The 26,630-nt window shown below is 38.0% G+C and carries 21 protein-coding genes; 9 read left to right on the forward strand and 12 right to left on the reverse strand.

Translation table 11 applies throughout. The features are described from left to right. Positions 1 to 33 precede the first annotated feature (33 nt). The 5 genes from A1D26_RS04245 to A1D26_RS04265 all read right to left on the reverse strand — a co-directional run bounded on the left by A1D26_RS04245 (position 34) and on the right by A1D26_RS04265 (position 7,929). Positions 34 to 1,080, reverse strand: coding sequence for a metal-dependent hydrolase (locus A1D26_RS04245; protein WP_157402838.1), 1,047 nt, complete (start codon positions 1,078 to 1,080; stop codon positions 34 to 36). Positions 1,081 to 1,191: 111 nt separating this feature from the next. Further along, the gene (gene metE, locus A1D26_RS04250) at positions 1,192 to 3,462 is read right to left on the reverse strand and encodes a 5-methyltetrahydropteroyltriglutamate--homocysteine S-methyltransferase (protein ID WP_157402839.1); all 2,271 of its coding nucleotides are present in this window, start codon (positions 3,460 to 3,462) and stop codon (positions 1,192 to 1,194) included. Positions 3,463 to 3,736: 274 nt separating this feature from the next. Then, positions 3,737 to 5,377 (reverse strand): glutamine hydrolyzing CTP synthase, encoded by a 1,641-nt coding sequence (pyrG, locus tag A1D26_RS04255; RefSeq protein WP_157402840.1) that lies wholly within the window; start codon positions 5,375 to 5,377, stop codon positions 3,737 to 3,739. Between the two features lie 194 nt (positions 5,378 to 5,571). Then, positions 5,572 to 7,032: a surface lipoprotein assembly modifier gene (locus A1D26_RS04260; protein ID WP_157402841.1), complete on the reverse strand. Its 1,461-nt coding sequence runs from the start codon at positions 7,030 to 7,032 to the stop codon at positions 5,572 to 5,574. Positions 7,033 to 7,119: 87 nt separating this feature from the next. After that, positions 7,120 to 7,929, reverse strand: coding sequence for a Cof-type HAD-IIB family hydrolase (locus A1D26_RS04265; protein ID WP_157402842.1), 810 nt, complete (start codon positions 7,927 to 7,929; stop codon positions 7,120 to 7,122). A 135-nt stretch (positions 7,930 to 8,064) separates the two neighbouring features. On the opposite strand from A1D26_RS04265, the gene A1D26_RS04270 reads away from it, so the two are divergent. Continuing rightward, entirely contained in the window at positions 8,065 to 8,742 is a 678-nt protein-coding gene (locus tag A1D26_RS04270) for a phosphoribosyltransferase family protein (protein WP_157403039.1), read from the forward strand. Here the strand turns inward: A1D26_RS04270 and A1D26_RS04275 are convergent. Both A1D26_RS04275 and A1D26_RS04280 read right to left on the reverse strand, forming a co-directional pair. Further along, complete coding sequence (locus tag A1D26_RS04275) at positions 8,728 to 9,528, reverse strand: TatD family hydrolase (RefSeq protein WP_157402843.1); 801 nt, start codon at positions 9,526 to 9,528, stop codon at positions 8,728 to 8,730. The genes A1D26_RS04270 and A1D26_RS04275 overlap by 15 nt on opposite strands. A gap of 58 nt (positions 9,529 to 9,586) precedes the next feature. Continuing rightward, positions 9,587 to 11,191 carry a carbon starvation CstA family protein gene (locus tag A1D26_RS04280; protein WP_157402844.1) on the reverse strand — a complete coding sequence of 535 codons (1,605 nt, stop codon included), beginning with the start codon at positions 11,189 to 11,191 and terminating at the stop codon, positions 9,587 to 9,589. Positions 11,192 to 11,505: 314 nt separating this feature from the next. On the opposite strand from A1D26_RS04280, the gene A1D26_RS04285 reads away from it, so the two are divergent. The 4 genes from A1D26_RS04285 to ruvX all read left to right on the forward strand — a co-directional run bounded on the left by A1D26_RS04285 (position 11,506) and on the right by ruvX (position 14,756). Then, on the forward strand, positions 11,506 to 12,888 hold the full coding sequence (locus tag A1D26_RS04285) for a Do family serine endopeptidase (protein WP_157402845.1): 1,383 nt from the start codon (positions 11,506 to 11,508) through the stop codon (positions 12,886 to 12,888). 160 nt (positions 12,889 to 13,048) lie between these two features. Further along, the gene (rsmE, locus tag A1D26_RS04290) at positions 13,049 to 13,783 is read left to right on the forward strand and encodes a 16S rRNA (uracil(1498)-N(3))-methyltransferase (protein WP_157402846.1); all 735 of its coding nucleotides are present in this window, start codon (positions 13,049 to 13,051) and stop codon (positions 13,781 to 13,783) included. Beyond that, complete coding sequence (locus A1D26_RS04295) at positions 13,783 to 14,337, forward strand: YqgE/AlgH family protein (protein WP_157402847.1); 555 nt, start codon at positions 13,783 to 13,785, stop codon at positions 14,335 to 14,337. The genes rsmE and A1D26_RS04295 overlap by 1 nt, the downstream gene beginning before the upstream one ends. Beyond that, positions 14,337 to 14,756, forward strand: a complete 420-nt coding sequence (ruvX, locus tag A1D26_RS04300; protein WP_157402848.1) for a Holliday junction resolvase RuvX — start codon at positions 14,337 to 14,339, stop codon at positions 14,754 to 14,756. Before A1D26_RS04295 ends, ruvX begins: the two co-directional genes overlap by 1 nt. A 3-nt stretch (positions 14,757 to 14,759) precedes the next feature. Here ruvX and A1D26_RS04305 read toward each other — a convergent pair whose 3' ends face one another. The 3 genes from A1D26_RS04305 to recR form a co-directional block, all read right to left on the reverse strand. Further along, entirely contained in the window at positions 14,760 to 15,470 is a 711-nt protein-coding gene (locus A1D26_RS04305) for a YwiC-like family protein (RefSeq protein ID WP_157402849.1), read from the reverse strand. A gap of 137 nt (positions 15,471 to 15,607) precedes the next feature. Continuing rightward, complete coding sequence (locus A1D26_RS04310) at positions 15,608 to 15,766, reverse strand: hypothetical protein (protein ID WP_157402850.1); 159 nt, start codon at positions 15,764 to 15,766, stop codon at positions 15,608 to 15,610. A gap of 81 nt (positions 15,767 to 15,847) precedes the next feature. Continuing rightward, the gene (gene recR, locus A1D26_RS04315) at positions 15,848 to 16,453 is read right to left on the reverse strand and encodes a recombination mediator RecR (protein ID WP_157402851.1); all 606 of its coding nucleotides are present in this window, start codon (positions 16,451 to 16,453) and stop codon (positions 15,848 to 15,850) included. Positions 16,454 to 16,649: 196 nt separating this feature from the next. Between recR and A1D26_RS04320 the strand changes: the two genes are divergently transcribed. Both A1D26_RS04320 and A1D26_RS04325 read left to right on the forward strand, forming a co-directional pair. Next, entirely contained in the window at positions 16,650 to 17,876 is a 1,227-nt protein-coding gene (locus tag A1D26_RS04320; protein ID WP_157402852.1) for a uracil-xanthine permease family protein, read from the forward strand. A 112-nt stretch (positions 17,877 to 17,988) separates the two neighbouring features. Then, positions 17,989 to 18,252 carry a GrxA family glutaredoxin gene (locus A1D26_RS04325; protein WP_157402853.1) on the forward strand — a complete coding sequence of 88 codons (264 nt, stop codon included), beginning with the start codon at positions 17,989 to 17,991 and terminating at the stop codon, positions 18,250 to 18,252. 48 nt (positions 18,253 to 18,300) lie between these two features. On the opposite strand, the gene rep is transcribed toward A1D26_RS04325, so the two are convergent. Next, positions 18,301 to 20,322 carry a DNA helicase Rep gene (gene rep, locus A1D26_RS04330; protein WP_157402854.1) on the reverse strand — a complete coding sequence of 674 codons (2,022 nt, stop codon included), beginning with the start codon at positions 20,320 to 20,322 and terminating at the stop codon, positions 18,301 to 18,303. 134 nt (positions 20,323 to 20,456) lie between these two features. On the opposite strand from rep, the gene recB reads away from it, so the two are divergent. After that, a complete protein-coding gene (gene recB / locus A1D26_RS04335; protein WP_157402855.1) occupies positions 20,457 to 24,080 on the forward strand; it encodes an exodeoxyribonuclease V subunit beta in 3,624 nt (1,207 codons plus the stop codon). 220 nt (positions 24,081 to 24,300) lie between these two features. Further along, positions 24,301 to 24,753, forward strand: a complete 453-nt coding sequence (locus A1D26_RS04340) for a hypothetical protein (protein WP_157402856.1) — start codon at positions 24,301 to 24,303, stop codon at positions 24,751 to 24,753. 16 nt (positions 24,754 to 24,769) lie between these two features. Here the strand turns inward: A1D26_RS04340 and uvrC are convergent, their stop codons facing one another. Further along, positions 24,770 to 26,605, reverse strand: coding sequence for an excinuclease ABC subunit UvrC (gene uvrC, locus A1D26_RS04345; protein WP_157402857.1), 1,836 nt, complete (start codon positions 26,603 to 26,605; stop codon positions 24,770 to 24,772). Positions 26,606 to 26,630: the final 25 nt, after the last annotated feature.

Genomic DNA, 26,630 nt, shown 5'->3' on the forward strand with positions numbered 1-26,630 from the left:
ATATTCCTAGAGGTTTTTACTATCGAATACTCGTTATAACCCCAATTTTACCCATCGTTCCAAAGGGAGCGGTAATTTATCTGACCACATTCTCTGCCACAACAAACCGAGTAATTCCTGTCTTAAATGTACTCTCGTCATAGGATAAGTTTTTGGTTGAATTGCCATCCATTCCCCATTTTCTTGTTTTGCAACTATGAAACGGAAATTGAACTGACCAGCCATACCCATTCTTATATCGCTTACCACAAGATTATCGCCAATTTGCTCGTAATGAAGCCAATCGTCAGTAAACCATTTTAAACGTTGAGTTTCGGGTGAAATAGATAAAATCTTTGGTGCTAATGGTAAATTTAAAGGCATCTTAATCCATTCCATTTCCGCTTTTTTATCAAACCAACCACTCACACCATCATACAAATTTCCCTGTTTATCCACTGCGATAACACGCCAAAGAATCGTATTAAATGGGGTTGGTGTCGCTAAAACTTTCTCTACTTCTACACCTTGTTCGCTTAAAGCATTGCTAAATCGCTGTTCGTGATAAAAACGCCCTATAAAACCTGTTCCGAAATAAACAAAACCCAAAATGAGAGCAATATTTAACACCTTAATTGATTTTGCATTCATTTTCTTTAATAACGCCCAAAGGCAAGCAAAAACAAGTGGAAAAGTATAAATCGGATCAATGATAAATACTGTTGACCATACTTCTGGAGCTGTAGAAATAGGCCAAAAAAGCTGTGTGCCATAAACGGTCATTGCATCAATAATGGGGTGCGTAACCAATGCCAGTGTTATTGTCAAAAATAACCTTAAAAATGAAAAAGGGCGTTCTGATTTTAATTTGAATATAAGCCAAGTCATCACAAATGCCAATGCAGTTAGCACAAAAATCGAGTGACTAAAACCACGGTGATAAGTCATTGACGAGATAGGGTCAGCATAGGGAATAAATACATCGAGATCAGGCAATGTACCGAGTAAACCACCATACAATAATGCTTTCCTACCCTGATATTTCCCCATTCCAACGCCTTGCACTGCTGCACCAAGCACAAACTGAGTAACCGAATCCATATTTTTCCTTTTAGTTATTTACGATAATCTGCATTTTGTCGGGAAATAGAATGAAACACAATAAAAAAAGCGGATTTTGAAATCCGCTTTGAGTATTAAGGCTGTGTATTATTACGCTAACTCTTTACGTAATTTTTTGGTCACTTCCATCATCACTTCTAATTGAGCAACGGTTTCAGTCCAACCACGTGTTTTTAAACCACAGTCTGGATTTACCCATAAACGCTCTTTTGGTACGACGTTTAACGCTTTACGCAATAAGCGTTCAATTTCTTCCGCTGTTGGTACTCGTGGGCTGTGAATATCGTAAACACCTGGTCCAATATCATTTGGATATTTGAAATCACCAAATGCGGTTAATAATTCCATATCTGAACGAGAAGTTTCAATCGTGATTACATCTGCATCTAAACCAGCGATAGCAGGTAAGATGTCATTAAACTCTGAGTAACACATGTGCGTATGAATTTGTGTATCATCAGCCACACCCATTGAGCTTAAACGGAATGCTTCGCCAGCCCATTGTAAATAAGCGTCCCAATCTGCACGTTTAAGTGGTAAACCTTCACGAATTGCTGGCTCATCAATTTGAATCACTTTGATTCCTGCTTTTTCTAAGTCTAATACTTCATCAGATAATGCTACACCGATTTGTTTACATACGGTTGAACGTGGAATATCGTTACGCACGAATGACCATTGTAAAATAGTGACAGGGCCTGTCAGCATTCCTTTCATTACCTTGTTAGTGAGGCTTTGAGCATATTGTGACCAACGTACAGTCATTGGCTCTGGGCGAACAACATCACCATAAATTACAGGTGGTTTTACACAACGTGAACCATAGCTTTGTACCCAACCGAATTTCGTGAAGGCGAAACCGTCTAATAATTCACCGAAGTATTCCACCATATCATTACGTTCTGCTTCACCGTGAACTAACACATCTAAATCTAATTCTTCTTGACGGCGAACCACATATTCGATCTCTTTCTTCATTGCTGCTTCGTAATCTTCAAGGCTTAAATCACCTTTTTTGAAGCTCGCACGAGCTTGACGGATTTCCGTTGTTTGTGGGAAAGAACCGATATTGGTGGTCGGAAGAAGCGGTAAGTTTAACCACGCATTTTGCAATTTAATACGCTCTGCAAATGGTGATTTACGTTGATCTGCGTTTGCTGGTAGGTTTGCTAAACGTTCTGCGACTTCAGGACGATGAATTTCTTTACTGTTTGCACGAGCATCTGCTGCAGCTTGACTTGCATCTAATTGCACTTGAACAGCAGCACGTCCGTTGTTTAACGCTTGTTTTAATACGTTTAATTCTTCTACTTTTTGTAAAGTGAAAGATAACCAAGAGTATAAGTCTGAATTTTTCTCTTTTAATTGCGTTTCAACTTCTAAATCATATGGTGTGTGAAGTAATGAGCAGCTTGGTGCAATCCATAAGCGTTCGCCTAATTTTGCTTTTAATGGTTCTAATACATCTAACACCTTGTTTAGATTTGCACGCCAAATATTACGACCTTCAATAACCCCCGCTGAAAGCACTTTGCTGTAATCTTCAAAGGCAGCAAGTTGCTCGGGTGCACGAACTAAATCTAAATGTAATCCATCAACAGGCAAGCCTTTTAAGAGTTTTGCGTGTTCTGCCACTGAACCAAAGTAAGTCGCCAGTAAGATTTTCGCATTCACTTTGCTTAACTCTGCATATACCGCTTTGTATGCTTCAACCCACTCTGCTGGTAAATCTAACGCAAGAGCTGGCTCATCAATTTGGATCCACTCTGTACCTTCTGCAACCAGTGCGTTTAAGATTTCAACATAAACAGGTACTAATTTATTGAGTAAATCAAAACGGTTAAATGTTTCACCTTTCTCTTTACCTAAATATAAGAATGTTAATGGGCCGACAATCACTGGTTTGAAGTTTAAGCCTAATGCTTTTGCTTCGCGAATTTGATTAACATAGTGAGCAGGATTTACTTTAAATTCTGTATTTTTATGAAATTCTGGTACTAAATAGTGGTAGTTGGTATCAAACCATTTGGTCATTTCGATAGCAAATTGATCTTTGTTACCACGAGCAAGCTGGAAGTATTGATCTAAGGTGAGATTTTGGCTGTTGAAACCGAAACGAGCAGGAATAGCCCCTGTTGCCACTTGAAGATCTAAAATGTGATCGTAGAAAGTGAAATCGCCTACTGCAACATAGTCTGCATTGGCAGCCGCTTGATGTTTCCAATTTTTCTCACGCAATGCTTTGGCTAACTCTAATAAATCTTGTTCTGCTAATTCTTTACGCCAGTAACGTTCTTGAGCAAATTTTAATTCGCGTTTTGCACCAACACGCGGAAAACCTAAAACGTGAAATGTTGTCATTGTGAATCTCCTAATTAGTTTAAAACCAAGTTTAGACGTTTAGCCGTCTAGATGGGATACATAATGATAAAATTTATTACATTATGCAAATGTATAATTTTCACGTTAATATGAAAATTTTTAATAATTGATAAGTATAGAGAGACTAAAATGGGGAAAGTTTAATCATATCGCTATGATTTTATGGGTAAAGATAAAAATAAGCGGTCAGTTTATGAAAATTTTTTGCAAATTTTCTTCACAAACTAACCGCTTTCGTTGTTATACCAATTCGTTATGAATTAGATACTTTTGCTTGATACTCTTTAGCTGCTCTTACAAAACCTTCAAATAATGGGTGTCCATCTCTTGGTGTTGATGTAAATTCTGGGTGGAATTGAGCAGCAACAAACCAAGGGTGATTTGGTACTTCAATAATTTCCACTAATTTACGATCAGCAGAAAGCCCAGTTACTTTTAAGCCTGCAGCTTCAATTTGTGGTAATAAGGTGTTATTGACTTCATAACGGTGGCGATGACGTTCGTAGATCGTTTCATTTCCATATAATTCACGCGCTAAACTACCTTCAATTAAGTGGCAAGCCTGTGAACCTAAACGCATTGTACCGCCAAGATCTGATGAATCCGAACGAACTTCCACATTACCTTCTGCATCTTGCCATTCGGTAATTAACCCCACAACAGGATATGCTGAATCTTTATCAAATTCCGTTGAATTTGCCCCTTTTAAGCCCGCCACATTACGAGCATACTCAATTAAGGCAATTTGCATTCCTAAACAAATCCCTAAATATGGAATCTGATTTTCACGAGCATATTGTGCCGTTAAAATTTTACCTTCTACACCACGATAGCCGAATCCACCAGGTACTAAAATTGCATCAACACCTTTCAGTGCTTCAACGCCTTTGGTTTCTACATCTTGTGAGTCAATATACTTAATATGAACGGTTAAGCGATTTTTTAGTCCTGCGTGTTTTAATGCTTCGTTTACAGATTTATAAGCATCTGGTAGCTCAACATATTTACCAACCATACCGATAGTCACTTCGCCCGTTGGGTTTGCTTGTTGGTAAAGCACATTTTCCCATTCAGATAAATCCGCTTCTTTGCAGCTTAAACGGAAACGATCGCAAATAAAGTCATCTAATCCTTGTGATTTAAGTAATGCTGGAATTTGATAAATTGAACCAACATCTTTTAATGAGATAACCGCACGCTCTGGTACATTACAGAATAATGCAATTTTCGCACGCTCATTCGCAGGAATAGCACGATCTGAACGACACACCAATACATCTGGCTGAATACCGATAGAAAGTAGCTCTTTAACAGAATGTTGCGTTGGTTTTGTTTTGACTTCGCCTGCTGTTGGAATATATGGCACAAGGGTTAAGTGCATAAATAAGGTTTTTTCACGACCAACATCTACTGCAAGCTGACGTAATGCTTCTAAAAATGGTAAAGATTCAATATCACCAACAGTTCCACCCACTTCCACGATAACAACATCTTGCCCTTTACCGCCCTCAATCACTCTTGCTTTAATTTCGTTGGTGATATGTGGAATAACTTGAATGGTTGCACCTAAATAATCACCACGACGTTCTTTGCGTAAAACTTCTGAGTAGATCTTACCGCTTGTAAAGTTGTTTGCTTTAGTCATTTTGGTGCGAATAAAACGCTCATAATGCCCTAAGTCTAAATCGGTTTCCGCCCCATCTTCAGTTACGAATACTTCACCGTGTTGTGTTGGGCTCATTGTGCCTGGATCAACATTGATATAAGGATCAAGTTTCATCATAGTGACTTTTAAGCCACGAGCTTCCAAAATAGATGCGAGAGACGCTGCTGCAATCCCTTTACCCAAAGAAGAAACAACACCGCCTGTGACGAAAATATAATTCGTTGCCATTGTATTTTGCCTTTATTTGATTGTTTGAATTGAAATCGAAAATTTGTGAATGGTAATACCATTAGGACGGGAGCGTAGTTTACAGTAAAAATTGCGATTTTGCTAGGAGTTAAACATAAATCTACTTGTGCAACATATAGAATTAAGCGGTAAGATATTTTGAATTTTTTACCAAAAATCTTACCGTTTGTTGATTAGAATTGTTTGCTGAAATCAACAAATACACGATGTTTATCGTAAGTATAGAATGGATGGTTACTTCTTGTTTTAGTGAAACTATAAGTTAAGCGTGGTGTTATGCCTAAATAATGCACTGCACGATGCCAGATAGATGCTTGCACGCCATATTCTTTATTTCGTTGTGTAATGTTAAAAATCGGCATTGGACCTTTGTAATGTTTTTGTGCAAAACTGACAGATAGACGAGTTGAAAGCCCTTGTCCCCATTCTTGTCCCCAACCTAAACTTACTCCGCGACGTAGGAAACTATCATCACGATCGCGCGTTGATGTTCGGTTATAGTTCAAATTAATCGTCCAATACTGTTTAGCATTAGCAAGATAAACTAATCCTGTTGAAACAAAATGATAGTTACCATTCAAATGTTTGCGTGAAATATACCGCTGTTCGCCATATTCGTAATTGCTATTCCATTGCCATTTTGGAGAAAGCCAATAGTTAAGCTGTAATGCCCCACCCGATGATTTAGAAAAGCGTTTTAAAGTATCGCTTTTATCAGAGCCACTCGCATAAAGTGTTTGCTCAATAAAAGGAGAAACGGAAATAGTTGCTTTGGCATTTTGATAACCTATACCAAAATCACCACGAAAACTAATTTCATTATATTTTTTATTATTCCAATAGTATTTGCCGTTAGTATTCAAACCTAGCTGGTTGAAAAAGCCATTTCCCCACGACCATTTTTTGCCAATCTCAAAATTAAAACCAACACCCTGTGCTGATTCTGCTTTTGGAGCAGACCAATTACCGTAGGTCGTACCAGCTTTTGGAGCGTTATTGATATTAGGATCGTTCAAATAGGTCAATCCTCCACTAAAAGTCCAGCGATCTCGTTGGTTAATCGCAGTTAAATATTGGCTAATAATGCTTTGAATTTCATCGGGAAGTGGTTCTGAACGAAGTTTTTGGAATTGATCTTCTGCTGCTTCTAACTCACTATTTTCAAATAAAGTAGCTGCAAGCTGTAAACGAGCAGGCAAAATATCTGATTGTGCAGCTAATACTTGGCGATATAAGCGAACCGAATCAGCGTAATTCTGTTTTTTCTTCGCCAAAATGGCTTCTGCCCATTGGGTCAAAATATCATCTTTAAATTGAGCAGGAATTTGCTGATAAATCGGGAAAAGTAATTCTACATTATCCATATTCCCTTGCATTACAGCAGGGAGTAAAGCTCTTACGACTAAATCGGGGTGTTTAGCTAATTCTTCTTTAGTAATAGAAACGGAGTTACCTTGCTTATGTTCTTCTACCTGCGGTTTTATAACTGGCTTGGTTTCCGGAGCAAGAATAGTACTTTCCGCTTGAATACGTTGATCATTTAAACGATCTGAAATCTTTTGCTGATCTTGATTAGCAAATAAAGAAGTAGAGAGGGCAAGAGTAAGAGCAGAAATAATGAGCTTATTCGACATATTTTTTCCATTAAAAGAATAGCTATCTCCCGATAACCAATTTATCTAGATGAGAACAGTTTACATTTATATACAAATCTCTTCAAGTTAAATAACCTGTAATTTCTGTAAGGCTTTTAAAATTCCATCTTGCTCAATCGGATCTGTTACATAATCTGCAAGGGCTTTTAGCTCATCTTCTGCGTTCCCCATCGCGACTCCATAACCAACAGTAGAGAGCATTTCCAAATCATTCAAACCATCGCCAAATGCGATTGCATTTTTCATATCCAAACCGAAATAGTTCAACACATCTTGAATGCCACGAGCTTTGGAGTGATGTTTATTGAGTAAATCGACAGAATATTGATGCCAACGAACTTCTTTTAAATCATCTTCGAGTACATTTGCATCCATGATCTCTTGATGACGCTCAGCAGGGAAAAAGGCAAGTAATTGAATGACTTTGTGAGTTAAATAGTAATTCGGATCAACGATATAATCAGCTTTAATCGGGCGTAATGATGTTTCTACTTCAGGCGTATTTTTAGATACTGCAATTTCATCAGCCGTTACAAAAGCATATTCAATATTGAGAGCGGTTAATTTTGCCAACACTCGCTCAATACGCTCCGTCGTCAAAATATACTCACTAATCACTTCGCCTTTGTACAAATTATATTGCCCGTTTGTTGTAACAAATAATTCAAATCCTTTGTCATTCATTAACGGTTTAATCGCATCAGGAAAAGCGCCAAAAGTTCTACCTGTCGCGATAGCAGGAATAATTCCTTTAGCTCTTAATTGAGGTAAAACTTGTTCAGCAATAGATTGGGGAATAAGCTGTTCTTTTTTGTAGTACAGAGTTTCATCAATATCAAAAAAGGCTATTTTAATTGGGTTTTCAAGTGGTTGCATAATTTCTCCTTTAAATGCTCACGAGAAAGAGAATGTGAAGTTTACTCTTTTTCGATCTATATCACAAAAATTCGCACAATTTCTCAAATAAAGTTTGATAGAATTTAACAAAAGACAAATTAGAAAAAGAAAATGATGTTTGATTGGGGGTTTCGTTGTTTTCATTGCCATCGTCCACTCGCTATTAGCTCACATGGTTTTTGCTCAAAATGCTATGCTCTACTCTCTTTATCAGCGTACTGCGGACATTGTGGCAGTAATTTATTGGAAAACCAACTAAGTTGTGGAAATTGCTTACGTAATGAGCCGAAATGGCATCGTATTGTGCAAATTTCTGCGTATAAAGCACCGCTTTCAGAGTGGATTCATCGTTTCAAATTCCAGCAACAACATTATTTAGATAACGCTTTGGGACGTTTATTGTTATTGGCAATCAAACAAGCTCAACGAGAACATCAACTAGTATTGCCTGACGTGATTATTCCCGTACCACTCTTTTGGCAACGTCATTGGCAAAGAAATTACAATCAAGCAGAATTATTGGCTCGTTATGTGGCTAAGAAATTAAATTTACCTCTTGATTTAGATTGTTTACAGCGAGTCAAATCTACACGTTCACAACGAGAACTCACCGCAATCGAAAGACGTAAAAATCTTAAAAATGCTTTCCTTTTCAAACCGTTAAAAAACTATCAGCGAGTTGCTCTCGTTGATGATGTGGTAACCACTGGTTCAACCTTGAATAGTATTTGCCTTGAATTACGCAAACAAGGAGTAAAAGAAATTCAAGTTTGGACGTTAGCGAGAGCCTAAACCAAATAATCGTTCGCTATTTTGCCAAATTGTTTCTGCTATTAGTTCAGGTTCTTCTTGGCGCAACGAACAAAGGCTTTCAAAAGTAACGCGTAAACGATCAGGGCGGTTTGGCTGACCTTGAAACCCAAAAACAGGCATATCAGGAGAATCTGTTTCAAGGAGTAGAGCATCTAAAGGCAATTTAGCGATAGTATCACGAGTTTTATTGGCTCGTTGGTAAGTGATAGTACCACCAACACCGATTTTATAACCAAGATCGACAAAACGCTTCGCTTGTTCATAACTGCCTGAAAAACCGTGTACAACGCCCGTTTTATTTAACTTGGCTTGTTTTAAGAATGTATAAAGTTGTTCGTGGCTTTTGCGAGAATGTAAATTTACCGGTAAATCATACCGCTTAGCAAGCTGTAATTGGGCATCCAAAAACTCACACTGTTTTTGCCATAACTCAGGAGTACCAACTTCTGCCACTGCACGCTCTAACCCGATTTCTGCAATCGCAGTACAATTCGGATCTTGTGTTTGTAAATGTTGTTCTAGCAGATCTAAGTCATTTTGTTGATGTTGCTCAATATAAAGTGGGTGTAAACCTAATCCGTAAACAATATGTTGTGGATCAGCTCGACTACAAGCGGTAACTTCTGCAAAATTTTTTACAAACACCGCAACAACTAATATGCGTTCGACTTGGGCTTTTTTCGCATTCTCTACTAATTGACTAACACTTAAATTGAGATCTTGTGCAAGGTAATCCAAATGGGTGTGAGTATCAAAAAATTTCATTTTCTATCTCTAAAAAGAAGAGCGAGAAACTTCTCGCTCTTACTCTATTTAAGGTTGATTAGGCTTTTGCTGAATCATCGACATAAGCATCTGGGTCTGTTGCTCCCATTGGTTTTAACATTGTGAAGAACAATACTAAACAGAATGCTGTTAAACCTAAACCGATATATACCGATAATTGATAGTCTAAACCAAAACCGATCTTATTGTATGCAAGGTAGGTAAAGCACACCGCACTGATAAATACCGCAGGGATAGTACATACCCAGTGGAATTTGTTATAGCGATATAAATAAGCAGCTGCAGTCCATAACATTACCATTGCAGTTGTTTGGTTTGCCCAAGTGAAGTAACGCCATAATACACTAAAGTCAATTTTAGACACAATGAAACCAACTGCAAAGAGTGGGATTGCAATCAATAAACGTTTCGCTAATGTGCGTTGTTCTAGATGGAAGAACTCAGCAATAATTAAACGTGCTGCGCGGAATGCTGTATCACCTGAAGTGATTGGTAACACCACCACGCCTAATACTGCAAAAATACCGCCCACAAATCCTAAGAAGTATAATGATGAATCGTACACCACTTTAGATGGTGAACCTGCGGTAATTGCATCTTGTAATGCTTGTGGGTTTTCATAGAATGCTAAACCAACCATACACCAGATTAACGCAATTACACCTTCTGCAATCATTGCACCGTAGAAAATGAAACGACCTTCTTTTTCATTTTCTGCACAACGAGCCATTAGTGGAGTTTGTGTTGCGTGGAAACCAGATAATGCACCACAAGAAATCGTTAAGAATAGTAATGGCCAAATTGGAACATCACCTTTCACTTGGAAGTTTTGGAAGAATTTATCCCAAGTTAAGCCCGCACCGTCTTGATTTACTGTACGGAAGAATTCGATTGGATCAGTTGCACTGAAATGGCTTGATACTAAACCATATACCATACCCACTGACATAAACAGTAATAATGCACCAAAGAATGGATAAATTTTACCGATGATTTTATCAATTGGAAGTAAGGTTGCTAAAATGTAGTAACAGAAAATGATCGTTGTCCACACTGCAATAACAGTTGGTTTATCCATTCCCCAAACCGTTAAATCACTTACTGCGGCAGACGCTGATGCTGCAATTTCTTCCGCATTATTTAACGATAAAGTACCGCCTGCTGAGCCAAATGCGTCCATTGTAATGGTACTTAATAATTGAGCAGGGCTTGCAACGAATACTACACCAACCAATAATAATAAAATTACCGCTAGAATGTTGATGAACGCTTTAACAGGGCGACCTAAGTATTTACCCGCAAGGTTTGGCATTGAAGCACCGCCATTACGCACACTTAACATTCCGCAGAAATAGTCGTGTACCGCACCTGCAAAAATACAACCAAGTACGATCCAGAGCATTGCAACTGGCCCGTATAACGCACCAAGGATAGGACCAAAAATCGGGCCTGTTCCAGCAATGTTTAATAATTGAATTAGCCAAATACGAGTTTTTGACATTGGCATATAATCAACACCATCTTGCATAGTATATGCAGGTGTTTGTTTTTTCGGGTTGATCACGAAGATCTTTTCGATAATCTTGCCATATACAAAGTAACCAAGTACTAATACAGCAACACAGAATAAGAACCACAACATAGTAGATGTCCTGAATAAATGTTGATAAATAATGAATTTAGCCTAAAAGGCGACGCATTGTAGAGAGTAGCGTAAATAAAGTAAATTAGGATATTACAGAAATGTGATTTCTCATCTCAAAATGTGATAAGGATCACGTTTTTAATACTCATTCAGTCACTTACTCATAAAATAATAAATGTAAAGAATATAGATTGTATAAAAAACCAGCTCATCTATGCGTAAATTAGAACCTTCTAACAATTTTTATGTCTTACGCTACATTCAAATCTTTACTGCTTTTAGTGAAAAAATAATAAAAAGGAAATACATCAATGAAAAAATCAATGCAAAAAACATTATTGGCTTCTTTATTACTCGGTATAGGAATGTTATCTCTTCCTACAGTATCAAATGCAACGTTACCAACGGCAGTAGATGGTCAAACGCTACCTAGCCTAGCACCAATGTTAGAAAAAGTACGCCCTGCGGTTGTAAGTATTGCTGTTGAAGGAAAAACTGAAAATAAACGTTCTCGTCCTAATATGCCCGAAGAGTTTGAATTTTTCTTCGGTCCCGATATGTTCGGTGAGCGTGGTGGGGAACGCCAATTTAGAGGTGAAGGCTCGGGGGTTATTATCAATGCTGCAAAAGGCTATGTGGTGACGAATAATCACGTTATTGATAAAGCCGATAAAATCAACGTTAAATTAGAGGACGGACGTGAATTTAAAGCCAAATTGATTGGTGCTGATCCACTTTCTGATGTGGCACTTCTACAAATTGAAAAACCACAAAACCTAACTGAAATTAAAATTGCGGACTCTGATAAATTACGAGTGGGCGATTTTACCGTTGCCATCGGTAACCCATTTGGTTTAGGACAAACAGTTACATCGGGGATTGTTTCTGCATTAGGTCGCTCAACGGGTAATAGTGATGAAGGCTACGAAAGCTACATTCAAACTGATGCCGCAGTAAATCGTGGTAATTCAGGTGGGCCATTGATTAACTTACAAGGCGAGCTTATTGGTATCAATACAGCAATTATTTCGCCAAGTGGTGGAAATGCGGGTATTGCTTTTGCTATTCCAAGTAATATGGCAAATAATCTTGTGCAGCAAATTTTAGAATTTGGTGAAGTAAAACGCGGCTTATTGGGTATTAAAGGTGGAGAGTTAAATGCTGATCTTGCCAAAGAATTTAATGTGAATGCCCAACAAGGTGCATTTATCAGTGAAGTTTTAAGCGACTCCGCAGCCGCTAAAGCAGGATTAAAAGCTGGCGATGTGATTACCGGCTTAAATGGACAAAAAATTCGTAGCTTTGCCGAATTAAGAGCTAAAGTGGCAACGACTGGTGCAGGCAAAGAGATTGAACTGACTTATTTACGAGATGGTAAAGAAGAGAAAGCAAAAGTCACATTACAATCAGATGAGCAAACCAAAACCAGTGCGAACACACTTCTTCCTGCACTAAAAGGGGCTGAATTTAGTAACTACAACGAAAAAGGCGTTAAAGGTGTTGAAATTACTAAAGTAGAAAAAGGCACGATTGCGGAACAACGTGGTTTTAGAAAAGGCGATATTATTGTGGGAGTAAACCGCAGAGCTGTGGAAAACATTGGTGAACTTCGCAAAGTGTTAGACTCAAAACCATCAGCGATTGCCTTAAATATCTTACGAGATGGTTCAAACTTCTTTGTGATCATTCAGTAGTCATCTGAAATAACATAACCTTACTTAACTGCACTTTACTAAACTAGCCTTAAGCTATATTTATTAAAGTGCAGATTTTTATGCCAATCTAACCGCTTGTTTAGCTTGACGAGCTAATTCATTTGATTACACTAATCACTTTTTAACCCCCTGAATCCTAATGCGAATACCTAGAATTTACCATCCCGAATTATTAGCAGGAAAAACACGTTGTTTTTTATCAGAAGATGCGGCTAACCACGTTGGGCGAGTGCTGAGAATGAATGAAGGTGCGGACTTAGTACTCTTTGATGGTTCAAACCATACTTTTTCTGCTCGAATTAGCCAAATCAGTAAAAAACAGATTGAAGTAGAAATTTTATCTCAGCAACTTGACGACAGAGAATCAAATTTACCGATCCACTTAGGTCAGGTAATCTCGCGTGGCGATCGAATGGAATTTACCATTCAAAAATCAGTAGAACTAGGTGTAACCACTATTACACCATTATGGTCTGAACGTTGTGGCGTTAAGTTAGAAGGTGAACGCCAAGATAAAAAATTGCAACAATGGCAAAAAATTGCGATTTCTGCCTGTGAACAATGTGGACGAAATGTCATTCCTGAAATTCGCCCAATTATGAAACTAACCGATTGGTGCAAAGAACAAGACGATATGCTCAAATTGAATTTGCACCCAAGAGCAAAATACACCATTAAATCACTCCCTAATGTCCCATCTGCAGGAGTTCGACTATTGATCGGTTCTGAAGGCGGACTTTCTCCAGAGGAGATTGCTATGACCGAGCAACAAGGTTTTACTGAAGTTTTACTAGGAAAACGTATTCTTCGTACAGAAACCGCATCGCTCGCCACAATAACAGCACTACAAATACTTTATGGAGACTTAAGTTAATGAATTTACAAGGTCAATTATTGATTGCTACTCCAGATATGAATGACGACTATTTTGATCGTTCTGTTATTTATATTTGTGAGCATAATGATCAAGGTGCGATGGGATTAATGATTAATTCGCCGACAGACCTGTCGGTAATGGAATTACTGGCAAAAATGGACTTTTTAATGGCAAATGAACGTACTTATAGCAAAGATCAGCTTGTCTTAAATGGTGGTCCAGTAAGCCAAGATCGTGGCTTTATCTTACATACCAGTACCGACGCACCACTATTACATAGCTACGAAACAGCAAATAATATTACACTCACGACATCAGGCGATATTCTAGATACTTTTGGACGATATAACTCCCCTGAACACTTTGTTGTCTGTTTAGGTTGCTGTACTTGGAAAGCCGATCAACTTGAGCAAGAAATTGCACGTAATTACTGGTTAGTTTCACCAAGTAGCGAACATATTTTATTTCACGCAGGCTATTTAGATCGCTGGTCAGAGGCCTATGAAATGCTTGGTATTGAAGGCTTTCTAGCGAAAGCAGGGAGAGCTTAATGGGAAAAACCATTCTCGCCTTTGATTTTGGAACAAATAGTATCGGCTGTGCCGTTGGGCAAAGTATTACAGGCACAGCCCAAGGGCTACCGGCTTTTAAAGCCCAAGATGGTATTCCTAACTGGGAGCAAATAGGCAAAGTAATTAGCGAATGGAACCCTGATCTGCTAGTGATTGGTTTACCTTTAAATATGGATGGTACAGAACAGCCACTTACACAACGAGCTAGAAAATTTGCCAACCGCCTAAATGGACGATTTAACCTACCAATCGCCTTACAAGACGAACGACTTACCACGGTTGAAGCCCGTTCTGAAATTTTTGCTCGTGGTGGCTATAAAGCGTTAAAAAAAGATAAAGTCGATTCTATCTCTGCTTGTCTTATTTTAGAAAGTTGGTTTGAGAATAATATGCTCTAATCTTTAACAACTCAGTAATGCTAACAAAAATATAAAAACAACCCCAAATTCCAACATTCCGACCTGTTTTATATTTAATTGTTTTTTCGGGACAATAATCGCTCGCAGTAAAGCGATAAAATAAGCGAAAGCAATCGCATATTGATTAAATAGCAAATAAAGCCCAACACATAATAAATGAGAAAAAAGACTTAATTTGAGATATAACGGATTTTTTCTCTCTCTTGCAACGCTTTTTACATATAACGTAGTAGTTATAAAAAAGAGTGTCGGATGAAGTAATATCCACCATTGATACTGTTCTGTCACTAAATAGTAGCTTGCCATACCAATAATGCCGAAGGTCAAAATTCCCGCAATATCGTTAATTAAATTACGTTCATCTTTCTTTTTAGCATAATAAATCTGAATAAGCCCAAGCGGTAAGATAAAAAGAGAAAACTGCAAAATAGCTATTTTATAAAAGAATACTGGAATAGCGAATAATAAGCTAATTACCGCATAAATAATTGCCCATTTTTTATATTTCGCATTATTTTTACGATTAAAAATCGCTAAAAATGGATAAGAAAAAAAATAAAGAAACAGCCACGAAAGTCCAAAGGAAATATGTTGGACAATAAAGTGGCTTTCAAAAATACCATATAAAAACGGTACAAAAGCCATTACTAATGCACCGTGTTGATTTGAAATGATAGGCTTTTCGTTAAACATCAGTCAATTTAGCAATAATCTTCAAGGTTGATTACTTTATCACAACTTTTCTCAATCAGGTATGGATCGTGGCTAACCAAAATCAATGCACATTGCCTTGCTCGGCACTGTTCAATCAAAAGTTTAGAACATCAAAGCTATTTATTTCCAGGCAAAGCAGGCTCTTTACTTTCAGTAGGCTTAACACTAGTTTCAACTGTTGGTTTTACTGTTTTTTCCACACTATTGCTCTGAAAATACTCTACAGCAAGTGCAACAATGCCGCCAATGACAAACGGAATCAGAAATTTTTTCATACATCTCCTTAAATTAACTCAGTTGTTTAAAAATAATGGAATTTTGGTTAAATAGATAAATCTTTTCTAAATAAACGCTATTTATAATTTAATCTCTCTACGACCAGAAAATGAATGCGAGAGTGTTGTTCCATCGACCATTTCTAAATCGCTACCAATAGGAATACCGTGAGCAATTCGAGTTACTTTAACATTATACATCGCACAAATTTCAGCTATGTAATTCGCTGTTGCTTCACCTTCAATCGTTGGATTTGTCGCTACAATGACTTCGTGGAAAGATTCATTTTCTAATCTTTGTTGCAATAAGTCTAAACCGATTTCTCGTGGTCCAATCCCATCAAGAGGAGATAAACGTCCCATCAATACAAAATATCGTCCCGAAAACTGCCCAGTTTGCTCGATAGCAGGAATATCCGAAGGCATTTCAACCACACAAAGTTGCCCGCTCATTTGACGGCGATAATTCTGACAAATGTTACATTCATCTTCTTCAGTAAAAGTACGGCAAGAACGGCAATGTCCAATGTGAGTCATTGCTTCGTGTAATGCTTTAGAAAGATGTAAACCACCATTGCGATTACGTTGTAATAAATGATATGCCATTCGCTGTGCAGATTTAGGCCCGACGCCTGGTAAAGCACGTAGTGATTCAATAAGATTTTCGAGTAAAGGGCTAATTTGCATAGATAAAACCTAATATCAATAATTAAGCACGCATTTTATGATTTAACGTTCACAATCACAAGAACTGTAAAAATTTGATCGATATCCAAAGATATTTATCCCTTTTTCCGCTATAATCCGCGCCCGAGTTATCCTGTAAGATAACCTTTTACTACTTTAATAATGAAGTTAATTCAAACTGAGAGTTGAAACTAAAATGACAACAGAAAATATCAGCACGCCAAAACAGGCGTTTGTTGGCTTACAAATGCTATTTGTCGCATTTGGAGCTTTAGTTCTTGTTCCGTTAATTACGGGTCTTGATCCTAATACTGCACTTTTAACAGCAGGTGTCGGCACACTACTTTTCCAACTTTGTACTAAAGGGCAAGTGCCAATTTTCCTTGCATCTTCCTTTGCTTTCATCGCACCTATTCAATATGGTGTACAGCAATGGGGCATTCCAGTCACAATGGGTGGATTGATTTTTACAGGATTAATCTATTTTGCACTTTCCGCTTTAGTGAAACTAAAGGGAGTGACGATTTTAGATAAACTTTTCCCACCTGTTGTTGTTGGTCCTGTTATCATTATCATCGGTTTAGGTCTAGCACCCGTTGCCGTAGATATGGCATTAGGCAAAACAAGCAATGTGCCTTATGAGCAAGCTATTATCGTTTCCATGGTAACCTTAGTTACAACCTTAATCGTGGCAGTATTTGCTAAAGGCTTAATGAAACTTGTGCCAATTATGTTTGCGATTGTGGTTGGTTATATCCTGTCTATCTTTATGGGATTAGTAAATTTCCAACCAGTGCTTGATGCGGCGTGGTTTAGCTTACCACACCTCACCACACCTGAATTCAAACTTGAAGCAATTTTATATTTACTACCTATTGCACTTGCTCCAGCCGTTGAACACGTTGGTGGCATTATGGCAATTAGTTCTGTAACAGGTAAAAATTTCTTACATAAACCAGGTTTACATCGTACCTTATTAGGTGATGGTGTCGCGACATCTGCAGCAGCAATGTTAGGTGGTCCACCAAATACAACCTATGCGGAAGTAACTGGCGCAGTAATGCTAACGAAAAACTTCAACCCACGAGTAATGACATGGGCGGCTTGTTGGGCTATCGGTATCTCTTTCTGCGGAAAAGTCGGGGCATTCTTACAAACTATCCCTGGCGTTGTAATGGGCGGTATTATGATGTTAGTGTTTGGCTCAATCGCTGCTGTGGGTATGAGTACTTTAATTCGCGCCAAAGTAGATATGGGCGAAGCACGCAATTTATGTATTGTTTCAGTGGTAATGACATTTGGTATCGGTGGAATGTTAGTCAATGTTGGCGAGTTTTCACTAAAAGGCATCAGCCTTTGTGCGATTGTAGCTATTCTTTTAAACCTAGTTTTACCAAAAGCACCTGAACCAAAGGATGACTAACCCATAGTCTAGCTACTTTACCCATTCAGATAAGCGGTCGCTTTTACAGGATTTTTTGCAAAACTCTGCTAAAATCGGACCGCTTACTTATTTAATATATTAAGAGGATACTATGTTCGTAGAAATTTACGGTCGTTTGACTTGCCCATATTGCACTCGTGCAAACGCTTTAGCAGAAAAAATGAAAGCCGAATTAGTCGATTTTGATTTTGAATTTATTGATATGATTGCTAAAAATATTTCAAAAGAAGATTTAGAACCACGCGTTGGTAAACACGTTGCCACCGTACCACAAATTTTCTTAGATAATCAACACGTTGGTGGTTGTACCGATTTCCAAGCACTTGTAAAAGAAAAGTTTGGGATTGAAGTATAAAACGCGAGGGCTAGAATAATAAATTCTAGCCCTTTCTATTATGGATAACTATTTCTTATTCGCCATCAACATTGCACGTAAATTAGCGATATTACTTTCTATTTTTTGCTTTTTTTGTTGCTCACTAAGCGGTGGTTTATTACGTTCCCATTGCAAATCATCTTGGGGAAGTTCAAGCAGAAAACGGCTGACTTCAGGCTTTATAATCTCACCATAGTGACTGCGTTCTTTACACAAAGAGAAAGTTAAAGTTTGTTGAGCCCGAGTAATACCAACATAGGCTAAACGGCGCTCTTCTTCCACGTTATCTTCATCAATACTGGTTTGGTGAGGCAAAATGCCTTCTTCCATTCCAATTAAAAAAACATGGGGAAATTCTAAACCCTTTGAGGCATGTAAAGTCATTAGCTGAACTTGATCGCTCTCATCGTCATCTTCCGAACGCTCCATCATATCGCGTAAAGTGAGATTAGTAACCGCTTGGTTCAAGCTCATCGGTTCATTGATTTCATCACCCTCTAGCATTTTTTGCACCCACTCAAACAGTGTTTGTACGTTACGGCTTTGCATTTCAGCAGCCTTCGGAGTGGTTGCTGTTTCATAGAGATAGGTTTCATACTGAATATGTGCCAACATCTCTTTAATTGCAGATTGTGGCTCCGATCTTACCGCTTGATCCGAAAGCTCAACCACCCAACGAGCAAAATTCTGCAAGGCTTGATAAGGCTTGGGCGTTAAGCGTTGAATAAGTTCAAAATCAAAAATTGCTTCAAATAGACTAACCTGTTTTTGATTTGCCAACTGTCCTAATTTTTCTAGGGTAGCCGCTCCAATTTCTCGCTTAGGCGTATTCACAATGCGTAAAAACGCCGCATCATCATCTTGATTCACTAGCAAGCGTAAATACGCCAACATATCTTTAATTTCTGTTTTAGCAAAAAACGATGTTCCCCCAGAAATTTTGTAGGGGATACGGTTTTGAATCAGCAATTTTTCTAATAACCGTGATTGATGATTGCCTCGATATAAAATTGCATAATCTTTATATTTGGTTTTACGAGAATAACGATGAGCAATCAGCTCACCTACAATACGCTCTGCCTCAAACTCTTCATTTTTGGCTTCAATCACATTTAATTTCTCGCCTTCTCCCAGCTGTGAAAAGAGCCGTTTTTCAAAAAGGTGAGCGTTGTTATCAATTAAAATGTTGGCACAGTGCAAAATACGTTGGCTAGAACGATAGTTTTGTTCTAGCTTAATCACTCGTAATTGCGGGAAATCGTGGCGAAGTCGCCCGATATTTTCAGGCCTTGCCCCCCGCCAAGAATAGATGGACTGATCATCATCGCCAACCACCGTAAAATTCCCTTGCTCACCCACAATCAATTTTATTAACTCATATTGGCTTGTATTGGTATCTTGATATTCATCCACCAACAAATAACGAATTTTCTGTTGCCAACGCTCTTTCGCTTCAGGAAACTGACGAAATAATAACGTGGGGAGCATAATTAAATCATCGAAATCTAACGCATTATAAGCCTTGAGCTGATTTTGGTATTGTTGATAAAAATGGGAAAATACACGCTCACGATCACTACTGGCAACCCCAACAACTTGCTCAGGCGAAAGCAGATCATTTTTCCAGTTTGAGATGGTATTTACTAGCTGTTTCAGTAGATCTTTATCTTCTGTTACCGTTTCTGGCAGAAGGTGTTTGAGCAATGCGATTTGGTCGTGTTCATCAAACAACGTCATTCCTGATTTATAGCCAAGTAACTTATGCTCACGTTTGAGAATTTCAAACCCAAGTGTATGGAACGTAGAAATGGTTAGCCCTTTGCTCTTGTCTTTACCGATAGAATGTGCCACACGTTCTCGCATTTCACGAGCAGCTTTATTGGTAAAGGTAACTGCTGCAATCTGCTTTGGTGAATAACCGCAATGGGCAATAAGATGTGCAATTTTATTGATGATAACCCTTGTTTTGCCCGAGCCAGCCCCTGCTAATACAAGGCAAGCCCCAGTAGTATATTCTACCGCTTGTTGTTGTTGAGCATTTAGTTTCATCTTATTACCCTTTCTTTTTAACTATTATAAGCGGTGAGATTGTAGTGATTTTTTGTAAATTGTCGAATAAAACTGACCGCTTGCAATTTGAGTGGTAAAATTTAGCACATTGTTCACTTTGTTTTTTAGACGCTATGCAAACACTTGATCCTATTTCATTACCCCTTGATCGTTCTTGTTTAATTGAAGCCTCCGCAGGTACAGGAAAAACCTACACAATGGCAAACCTATATTTGCGTTTGCTACTTGGAGTAGGGTGTGAGCCACTAATGGTGGAGCAAATTTTGGTGGTAACTTTTACCAAAGCGGCAACGCAAGAATTACGAGATCGTATTCGTAAAAATTTAGGAAAATTTGCTGAAATAGTGCGTAATCCAACGTCCCCCAAAAACCGTCAGACCTTTATAGATGAGCCTTTTTTTGCTCAACTTTATGAACAAGTTCAACACAATGAGCAAGAAGCCCTACTACGTTTAAAAGTCGCAGAACAAGATATCGATCTTGCCAGTATTTTTACCATTGATAGCTTTTGCCAAAAGATGCTCTTTCAGTTTGCGTTTGATTCGGGCGTACGTTTTGATATTGATTTACAAACCGATGAATCAGAATTATTAAGACGTTTAAGTGAAGAAACGTGGCGAGAGCTTTTTTATACCAGTGATCTGCAAGAAACCAAATTGGTCGCAGAACTGCTAATTAGCCCAAATTCAGCATTAAGAAATGTAAAACATCTTTTATCAGGTTTGCTACCTGAGCTTACCCCAGAACAACAAGCATTTTTAAGCTCCGATTATGTTGCACAAGCGGCAGCTTTAGCCAAATTTATTGCAAATTGTAAAAGCTATTGGCAAGAAAACCATAATGAGATTATTTCCCCTATTCAGCAGATTTTAGCCTTACAGCAACAGGGGCAAATTAAAGTACTTGATGGGCGAAGTTACAAAGAAGATAGCTTATTAAATAAATGGCTGCCAACCCTTGAGCAGTGGGCGAATAGCGAAAGTTTAGATTTCCCGACCGAATTAAAATATTTTTCACAATCTCATTTGGCAGAAAAAACCAGTAAAGGAGCGGACACCCCTGAAAATACGCATTTTAGTGCAATTGATGAGATGATTTCGACTTATCAGCAGACCTTTGCGAACACGCAAAACGAGATCAAAACAAAACTGCTCTACCGCTATTTCAATCACTTAAATCAAAAATTGCAGGCATTTAAAAACAGCCATTCGCAGAAAAACTTTTCTGATATGTTGCACTATTTTTATCACGCTTTGTATGGAAAAAATGGCAAACAGCTTGCCGAAAAAATTCGCCAGCAATACACTTTTGCGATGATTGATGAATCACAAGATACCGATCAAATCCAATATCAGATCTTTAAACAGATTTTTATGATGTCGGAAAAACCAAGTGGCTTTATTATGATTGGTGATCCAAAGCAGTCGATCTATAAATTTCGTGGGGCAGATATTTTTTCTTATTTAGACGCATCAGAAGAAGTTAGCGAAAAATTTACGCTACCGAAAAACTGGCGTTCTTTGCCTGAAGTGGTGGATTTTGTAAATCAACTATTTCTTTTTAAATCAACGGAATACGGTTCTCCGTTTATTTATCCTGAAATTACATTTTTACCCGTAGAAAGCGAAGAAACAAAAAGTCATTTATGTGAAGGGCAACACGCCATCAATTTTTATCTTCACCCGAAAAAGAGCGAAGTTGCCGAGCAATGTGCAGAACAAATTGCGACACAACTGATTGCCGCACAGCGAGGGGAATTATTTGTTGCTGAGCAGAAAATCAGTGAAGATGAACAAGGTAATCAACAAAAACAACTTATTTCTCGCACTTTACAACCGAAAGATATTGCGATTCTAGTCCGCTCTCATTCCGATGCAGCCCAAATACAACAAGCACTGGCAAAACGTAACATTCAGTCGGTGTTTTTATCGGAAAGATCTTCCGTATATCAAACCCAAGAAGCTGCAGATTTATTGTTAATTCTCACCGCTTGTTTAAATCCGTTGCATCAAAAATCAGTGCTTGCTGCCATCGGTTGTGGCTTGTGGGGTCTAGATTCAAATGAAATTTATCAACTGAAACATTCTGAAGAGAGTTGGGATTATTGCGTAGAATCCTTCATTCACTATCAGCAAATTTGGCAACAACAGGGTATTCTGCCGATGTTACATCAGCTTTATATTCAACAACTGCTTGAACGAGTTAGAATGAGTGTAAATGCGGATCGCCGTATTACCAATATGCTCCATTTAGCTGAATTATTACAAGAGCGAATGGAAACTGCCGAAAATGAATCTAGCTTGTTACGTTGGTTTGCTCAACAGATTGAAGAACCTGATGTGAATGATGAACAAATTCTCCGCTTAGAAAGTGAAGAAGATTTAGTAAAAATCATCACAATTCATAAATCCAAAGGGTTGGAATACCCAGTGGTTTGGCTACCATTTTTAGGCAAAACTAATAAAGGTGCGGATACCCCTTCCTTAGCGATTTATCGTAATCAAGACAAACAGCAAGTTTGGTTGCTCGGTGAGCAAGATGACGACATCAAAAATTTACGCAATAACGAAGAATATGCGGAAGAGCTTCGCTTACTTTATGTCGCATTAACGCGTGCCAAATATCAACTTCATCTAATGTTGCCTGAAGAATGGACGGCAAGTTGGAGTGCAATGCACTATGTGCTGACTGATGGAAATATCAGCAAAGACACTAAAACCGAAGAATGTTTAGCCCGCAAAGGTATTCTGAAAAATATCATCAAGTTAAATGAATTGAGCGAAGTAACGAAGTGGACTAAAACAGCAGAAACACAATCTACCACACCACAAGCACGAGTATTCAAGACCAAAATTAACGAAAGTGGCTTAATTACCAGTTTCACCGCTCTTCAAGCTCAAAATGAACGTTTGCAAAATAGAGAGCAAAAGCTACCGCTTGTGAGACTATCTGATGACGCACTAGACTACGATAGTGCGACTGTGCCTGATATATCATTTGATGAAACAGGTGTAGAACAAGCAACAGAGCAAACCTTCAGCCCGTATCAATTCCCTCATAGCACCAAAGTGGGTAATTTGTTACACCGCTATTTTGAATTGCTAGATTTTACTCAACCTATTGATATTGAAAGCATTCAAACACTATGCGAACAACTAAATTTATCAGCTGAATGGATTGAGCCAACACAGCAATGGCTAACACAAGTTCTAAATACGCCATTTGGCGATCAACCATTCAAGTTATCGGATATTCCAACACAACAACGCTTGAATGAATGGCAATTCTACTTACGCTTGCGGAATAAAACTGCGTTACCTAAGTTAAATACATTGCTTAAACAGCACAGTCCTTTTGAGCATTTACCCGACTTGCAACTCCCCCAATTAGAAGGCTTTGTGCGTGGCTTTATTGACTGTATTGTGGAGCATCAAGGAAAGTACTATCTACTGGATTACAAATCGAACTTCTTAGGTATATTTGAACAAGATTACACCCAAGACCGCCTTGCAAAAACAATGGTACAATTCCGTTATGATTTACAGTATTTACTTTACACCCTAGCTTTCCACCGTTATTTACGCTCTCGTCTAGGCAAAAACTACGACTATCAGCGAGATTTTGGCGGCGTGGCTTATCTCTTTCTTAGAGCAATGAATGAAGAAACTCAAAATGGCGTGTTTTTTGATAAGCCGAGTGAAATATTGATTAACGAATTGGATAGTCTATTTGAATAATAATACGCTAGATAGTCTTTCAGATATGGCTATGCTTGGAAAATAAAAACTTATGAATGAATGCTGAAACAAGATCAAACATTGAGAGATAACGGATATGATTTAGCTCAGTTCAAACTAGTATTCAAAATGTACTATTATTCGAATCAGATTACACTGGAGAAATAAGACATTGAAAATTATCTGATAAGAGAGGATATAAAAGTTAGGATATGAAATTATGAAAAATATGATATTTTTGTTCACTTTCCTGTTATGTTCTTGCATATCGCTTCCTGAGATTAAATATGTATGTAAAACAGATGTAGAAATCGTACGTGCTAGCTATTTGCTAGATCGACATATTCCAGATAAACCATTTAAGATAGCTTATTATCCAACCGCTAGACTACATAATCTAGGTCATCAATGTGAAGATTACATATCTGCCATAAATGAAATAGGAGACTATTTTTTCAAGAAATTTCATGGTAAATCCATAAAAGAAATGGAATTTGCCTTAAATAAAGAGCAACACTTAAACAAATTTAATTATATGCTTCTAGGTAATGGAGAACCTGAATTAAAAGTAGGGCAAAAAATACAAATTCAAGTATATGAGTATAAGGAAATGGAAACTATTTTTTCTTCTACTTTTTTTTCTACGAAAATTAGGATATCAAATATTTATTAGTCAATAAATTTGCATTTTATCCATTCTGCAACGTATCGAAAATAACTTCAGCAAGGGCGTTTGAAATACCTGGAACGGATTGAATTTCTTCAAGAGTAGCGGCTTTCACGCCTTGCATTCCGCCTAGATATTTGAGTAGGGCTTGACGGCGTTTTGCACCTACACCTGCGATAGATTCTAATCCGCTTTCGGTAAAGGCTTTTTGGCGTTTTTTACGATGCCCTGTAATGGCGTGGTTGTGGGATTCATCACGAATATGCTGAATTAAATGTAATGCGAGGCTATCTGGGGGAAGATGTATTTCTTTATCCCAATGGCTAATAAGCAAAGTCTCTAAGCCTGCTTTACGTTCAACGCCTTTAGAAACACCAATCAATAAAGGCTTATTTTTATCCCATTCAACATTAAGCCCAGCAAAAGTTTGTAAGGCTCGATTAAGTTGTCCTTTGCCGCCATCAATAAAAATAATGTCAGGAATTTTTTCGGGGGAAAGTGTTTTATCATAACGTTTTAATAAGGCTTGCTCCATTGCCGCATAATCATCACCTGCGGTAATGCCTTCAATGTTAAAGCGGCGATAATCGGATTTTAATGGTCCATTTTCATCAAAAACCACACAAGATGCGACTGTTTGGTCCCCCATTGTATGACTAATATCAAAACATTCCATTCGTTTGATTTCAGGTAGCTGTAATAGGGTTTGTAACGCTTGGTAGCGAGCTTGAATTCGTGAATCTTGTTTAAGTTGTAAGGTTAAAGCGGCCATTGCATTCGTTTTTGCTAGAGCAAGATAGCGGCTTTTTTCTCCCCTAACTTTATCTTGAATAGTCACTTTATGCCCTGCTTGTTCGCTTAATAGTGTCTGTAATGCCACCGATTCAGTCACAGGCTGATCAATAATAATCTGATGCGGAATTGTCCGATGTTGATTCATCTGCAAGTAAAATTGCCCGATAAATGTATCACTTAATTCAGCAATCTCAGTATGATTTGGTACTTTAGGAAAATAGCTACGATTACCCAGCACTTTTCCTTGACGGACAAACAAAATATGTACGCAAGCGATACCGTGCTGATAGGCAATAGCGATAATATCAAGATCATCTAGGCGTTCATTGCTCACAAACTGCTTTTCAGTTACAGAACGTACTTGCTGAATTTGATCTCGAAAACGAGCAGCCATTTCAAAATCAAGATCTTCCGCTGCTTTTTCCATTTTAGCAATCAAGTGTTCGATCACTTGCTGATCTTTTCCCTGCAAGAATAGTCGTACAAATTGAACTTGTTGATCATATTCTTCTTGGGAATAAATGCCTTCTACACAAGGGGCAAGGCAACGCCCTATTTGATATTGTAAACAAGGACGAGAGCGGTTTTTATAGTAGGAGTCTTCGCACTGTCGAATGGGAAATAGCTTTTGCAGTAAATTTAGCGTTTCTCGCACAGCACCTGCATTTGGATAAGGTCCAAAATATTCCCCTGCAATTTTTTTGCTACCACGAAAGCTAGCTATGCGTGGATGTTGATGTTTGGTCAGTAAGATATAGGGGTAGGATTTATCGTCCCGCAGTAAGACATTATATTTAGGCTGATTTTCTTTAATATAATTATGTTCGAGTAAAAGTGCTTCGGTTTCAGAATGGGTTAGGGTTGTTTCAATATGAGCGATATTTGAAACTAGTGATTCAGTCTTTCGACTAGAAAGTTGAGTTCGGAAATAACTGGCTAAACGTTTTTTCAGATCTTTGGCTTTGCCGACGTAAATAATAGTGCCTTTATCGTCATACATACGATAAACGCCAGGCTGATGAGGAACGTTAGCTAAAAACTGTTTTGAATCAAATGTGGTCATTTGCAAAAATTAGTGAAAATCGAAC

This window comes from Ursidibacter maritimus, assembly GCF_009761395.1.
Classification (GTDB): domain Bacteria; phylum Pseudomonadota; class Gammaproteobacteria; order Enterobacterales; family Pasteurellaceae; genus Ursidibacter; species Ursidibacter maritimus.

Coding starts and splice junctions, on each gene's coding strand:
- A1D26_RS04305 (WP_157402849.1), bottom strand. CDS start 15,470: ATGTTTAACGAAAAGCCTATCATTTCAAATCAACACGGTGCATTAGTA.
- A1D26_RS04260 (WP_157402841.1), bottom strand. CDS start 7,032: ATGTCGAATAAGCTCATTATTTCTGCTCTTACTCTTGCCCTCTCTACT.
- A1D26_RS04295 (WP_157402847.1), top strand. CDS start 13,783: ATGAATTTACAAGGTCAATTATTGATTGCTACTCCAGATATGAATGAC.
- pyrG (WP_157402840.1), bottom strand. CDS start 5,377: ATGGCAACGAATTATATTTTCGTCACAGGCGGTGTTGTTTCTTCTTTG.
- A1D26_RS04285 (WP_157402845.1), top strand. CDS start 11,506: ATGAAAAAATCAATGCAAAAAACATTATTGGCTTCTTTATTACTCGGT.
- A1D26_RS04310 (WP_157402850.1), bottom strand. CDS start 15,766: ATGAAAAAATTTCTGATTCCGTTTGTCATTGGCGGCATTGTTGCACTT.
- recB (WP_157402855.1), top strand. CDS start 20,457: ATGCAAACACTTGATCCTATTTCATTACCCCTTGATCGTTCTTGTTTA.
- metE (WP_157402839.1), bottom strand. CDS start 3,462: ATGACAACATTTCACGTTTTAGGTTTTCCGCGTGTTGGTGCAAAACGC.
- rsmE (WP_157402846.1), top strand. CDS start 13,049: ATGCGAATACCTAGAATTTACCATCCCGAATTATTAGCAGGAAAAACA.
- rep (WP_157402854.1), bottom strand. CDS start 20,322: ATGAAACTAAATGCTCAACAACAACAAGCGGTAGAATATACTACTGGG.
- A1D26_RS04340 (WP_157402856.1), top strand. CDS start 24,301: ATGAAAAATATGATATTTTTGTTCACTTTCCTGTTATGTTCTTGCATA.
- A1D26_RS04320 (WP_157402852.1), top strand. CDS start 16,650: ATGACAACAGAAAATATCAGCACGCCAAAACAGGCGTTTGTTGGCTTA.
- ruvX (WP_157402848.1), top strand. CDS start 14,337: ATGGGAAAAACCATTCTCGCCTTTGATTTTGGAACAAATAGTATCGGC.
- A1D26_RS04275 (WP_157402843.1), bottom strand. CDS start 9,528: ATGAAATTTTTTGATACTCACACCCATTTGGATTACCTTGCACAAGAT.
- A1D26_RS04280 (WP_157402844.1), bottom strand. CDS start 11,191: ATGTTGTGGTTCTTATTCTGTGTTGCTGTATTAGTACTTGGTTACTTT.
- A1D26_RS04245 (WP_157402838.1), bottom strand. CDS start 1,080: ATGGATTCGGTTACTCAGTTTGTGCTTGGTGCAGCAGTGCAAGGCGTT.
- A1D26_RS04270 (WP_157403039.1), top strand. CDS start 8,065: ATGTTTGATTGGGGGTTTCGTTGTTTTCATTGCCATCGTCCACTCGCT.
- recR (WP_157402851.1), bottom strand. CDS start 16,453: ATGCAAATTAGCCCTTTACTCGAAAATCTTATTGAATCACTACGTGCT.
- uvrC (WP_157402857.1), bottom strand. CDS start 26,605: ATGACCACATTTGATTCAAAACAGTTTTTAGCTAACGTTCCTCATCAG.
- A1D26_RS04325 (WP_157402853.1), top strand. CDS start 17,989: ATGTTCGTAGAAATTTACGGTCGTTTGACTTGCCCATATTGCACTCGT.
- A1D26_RS04265 (WP_157402842.1), bottom strand. CDS start 7,929: ATGCAACCACTTGAAAACCCAATTAAAATAGCCTTTTTTGATATTGAT.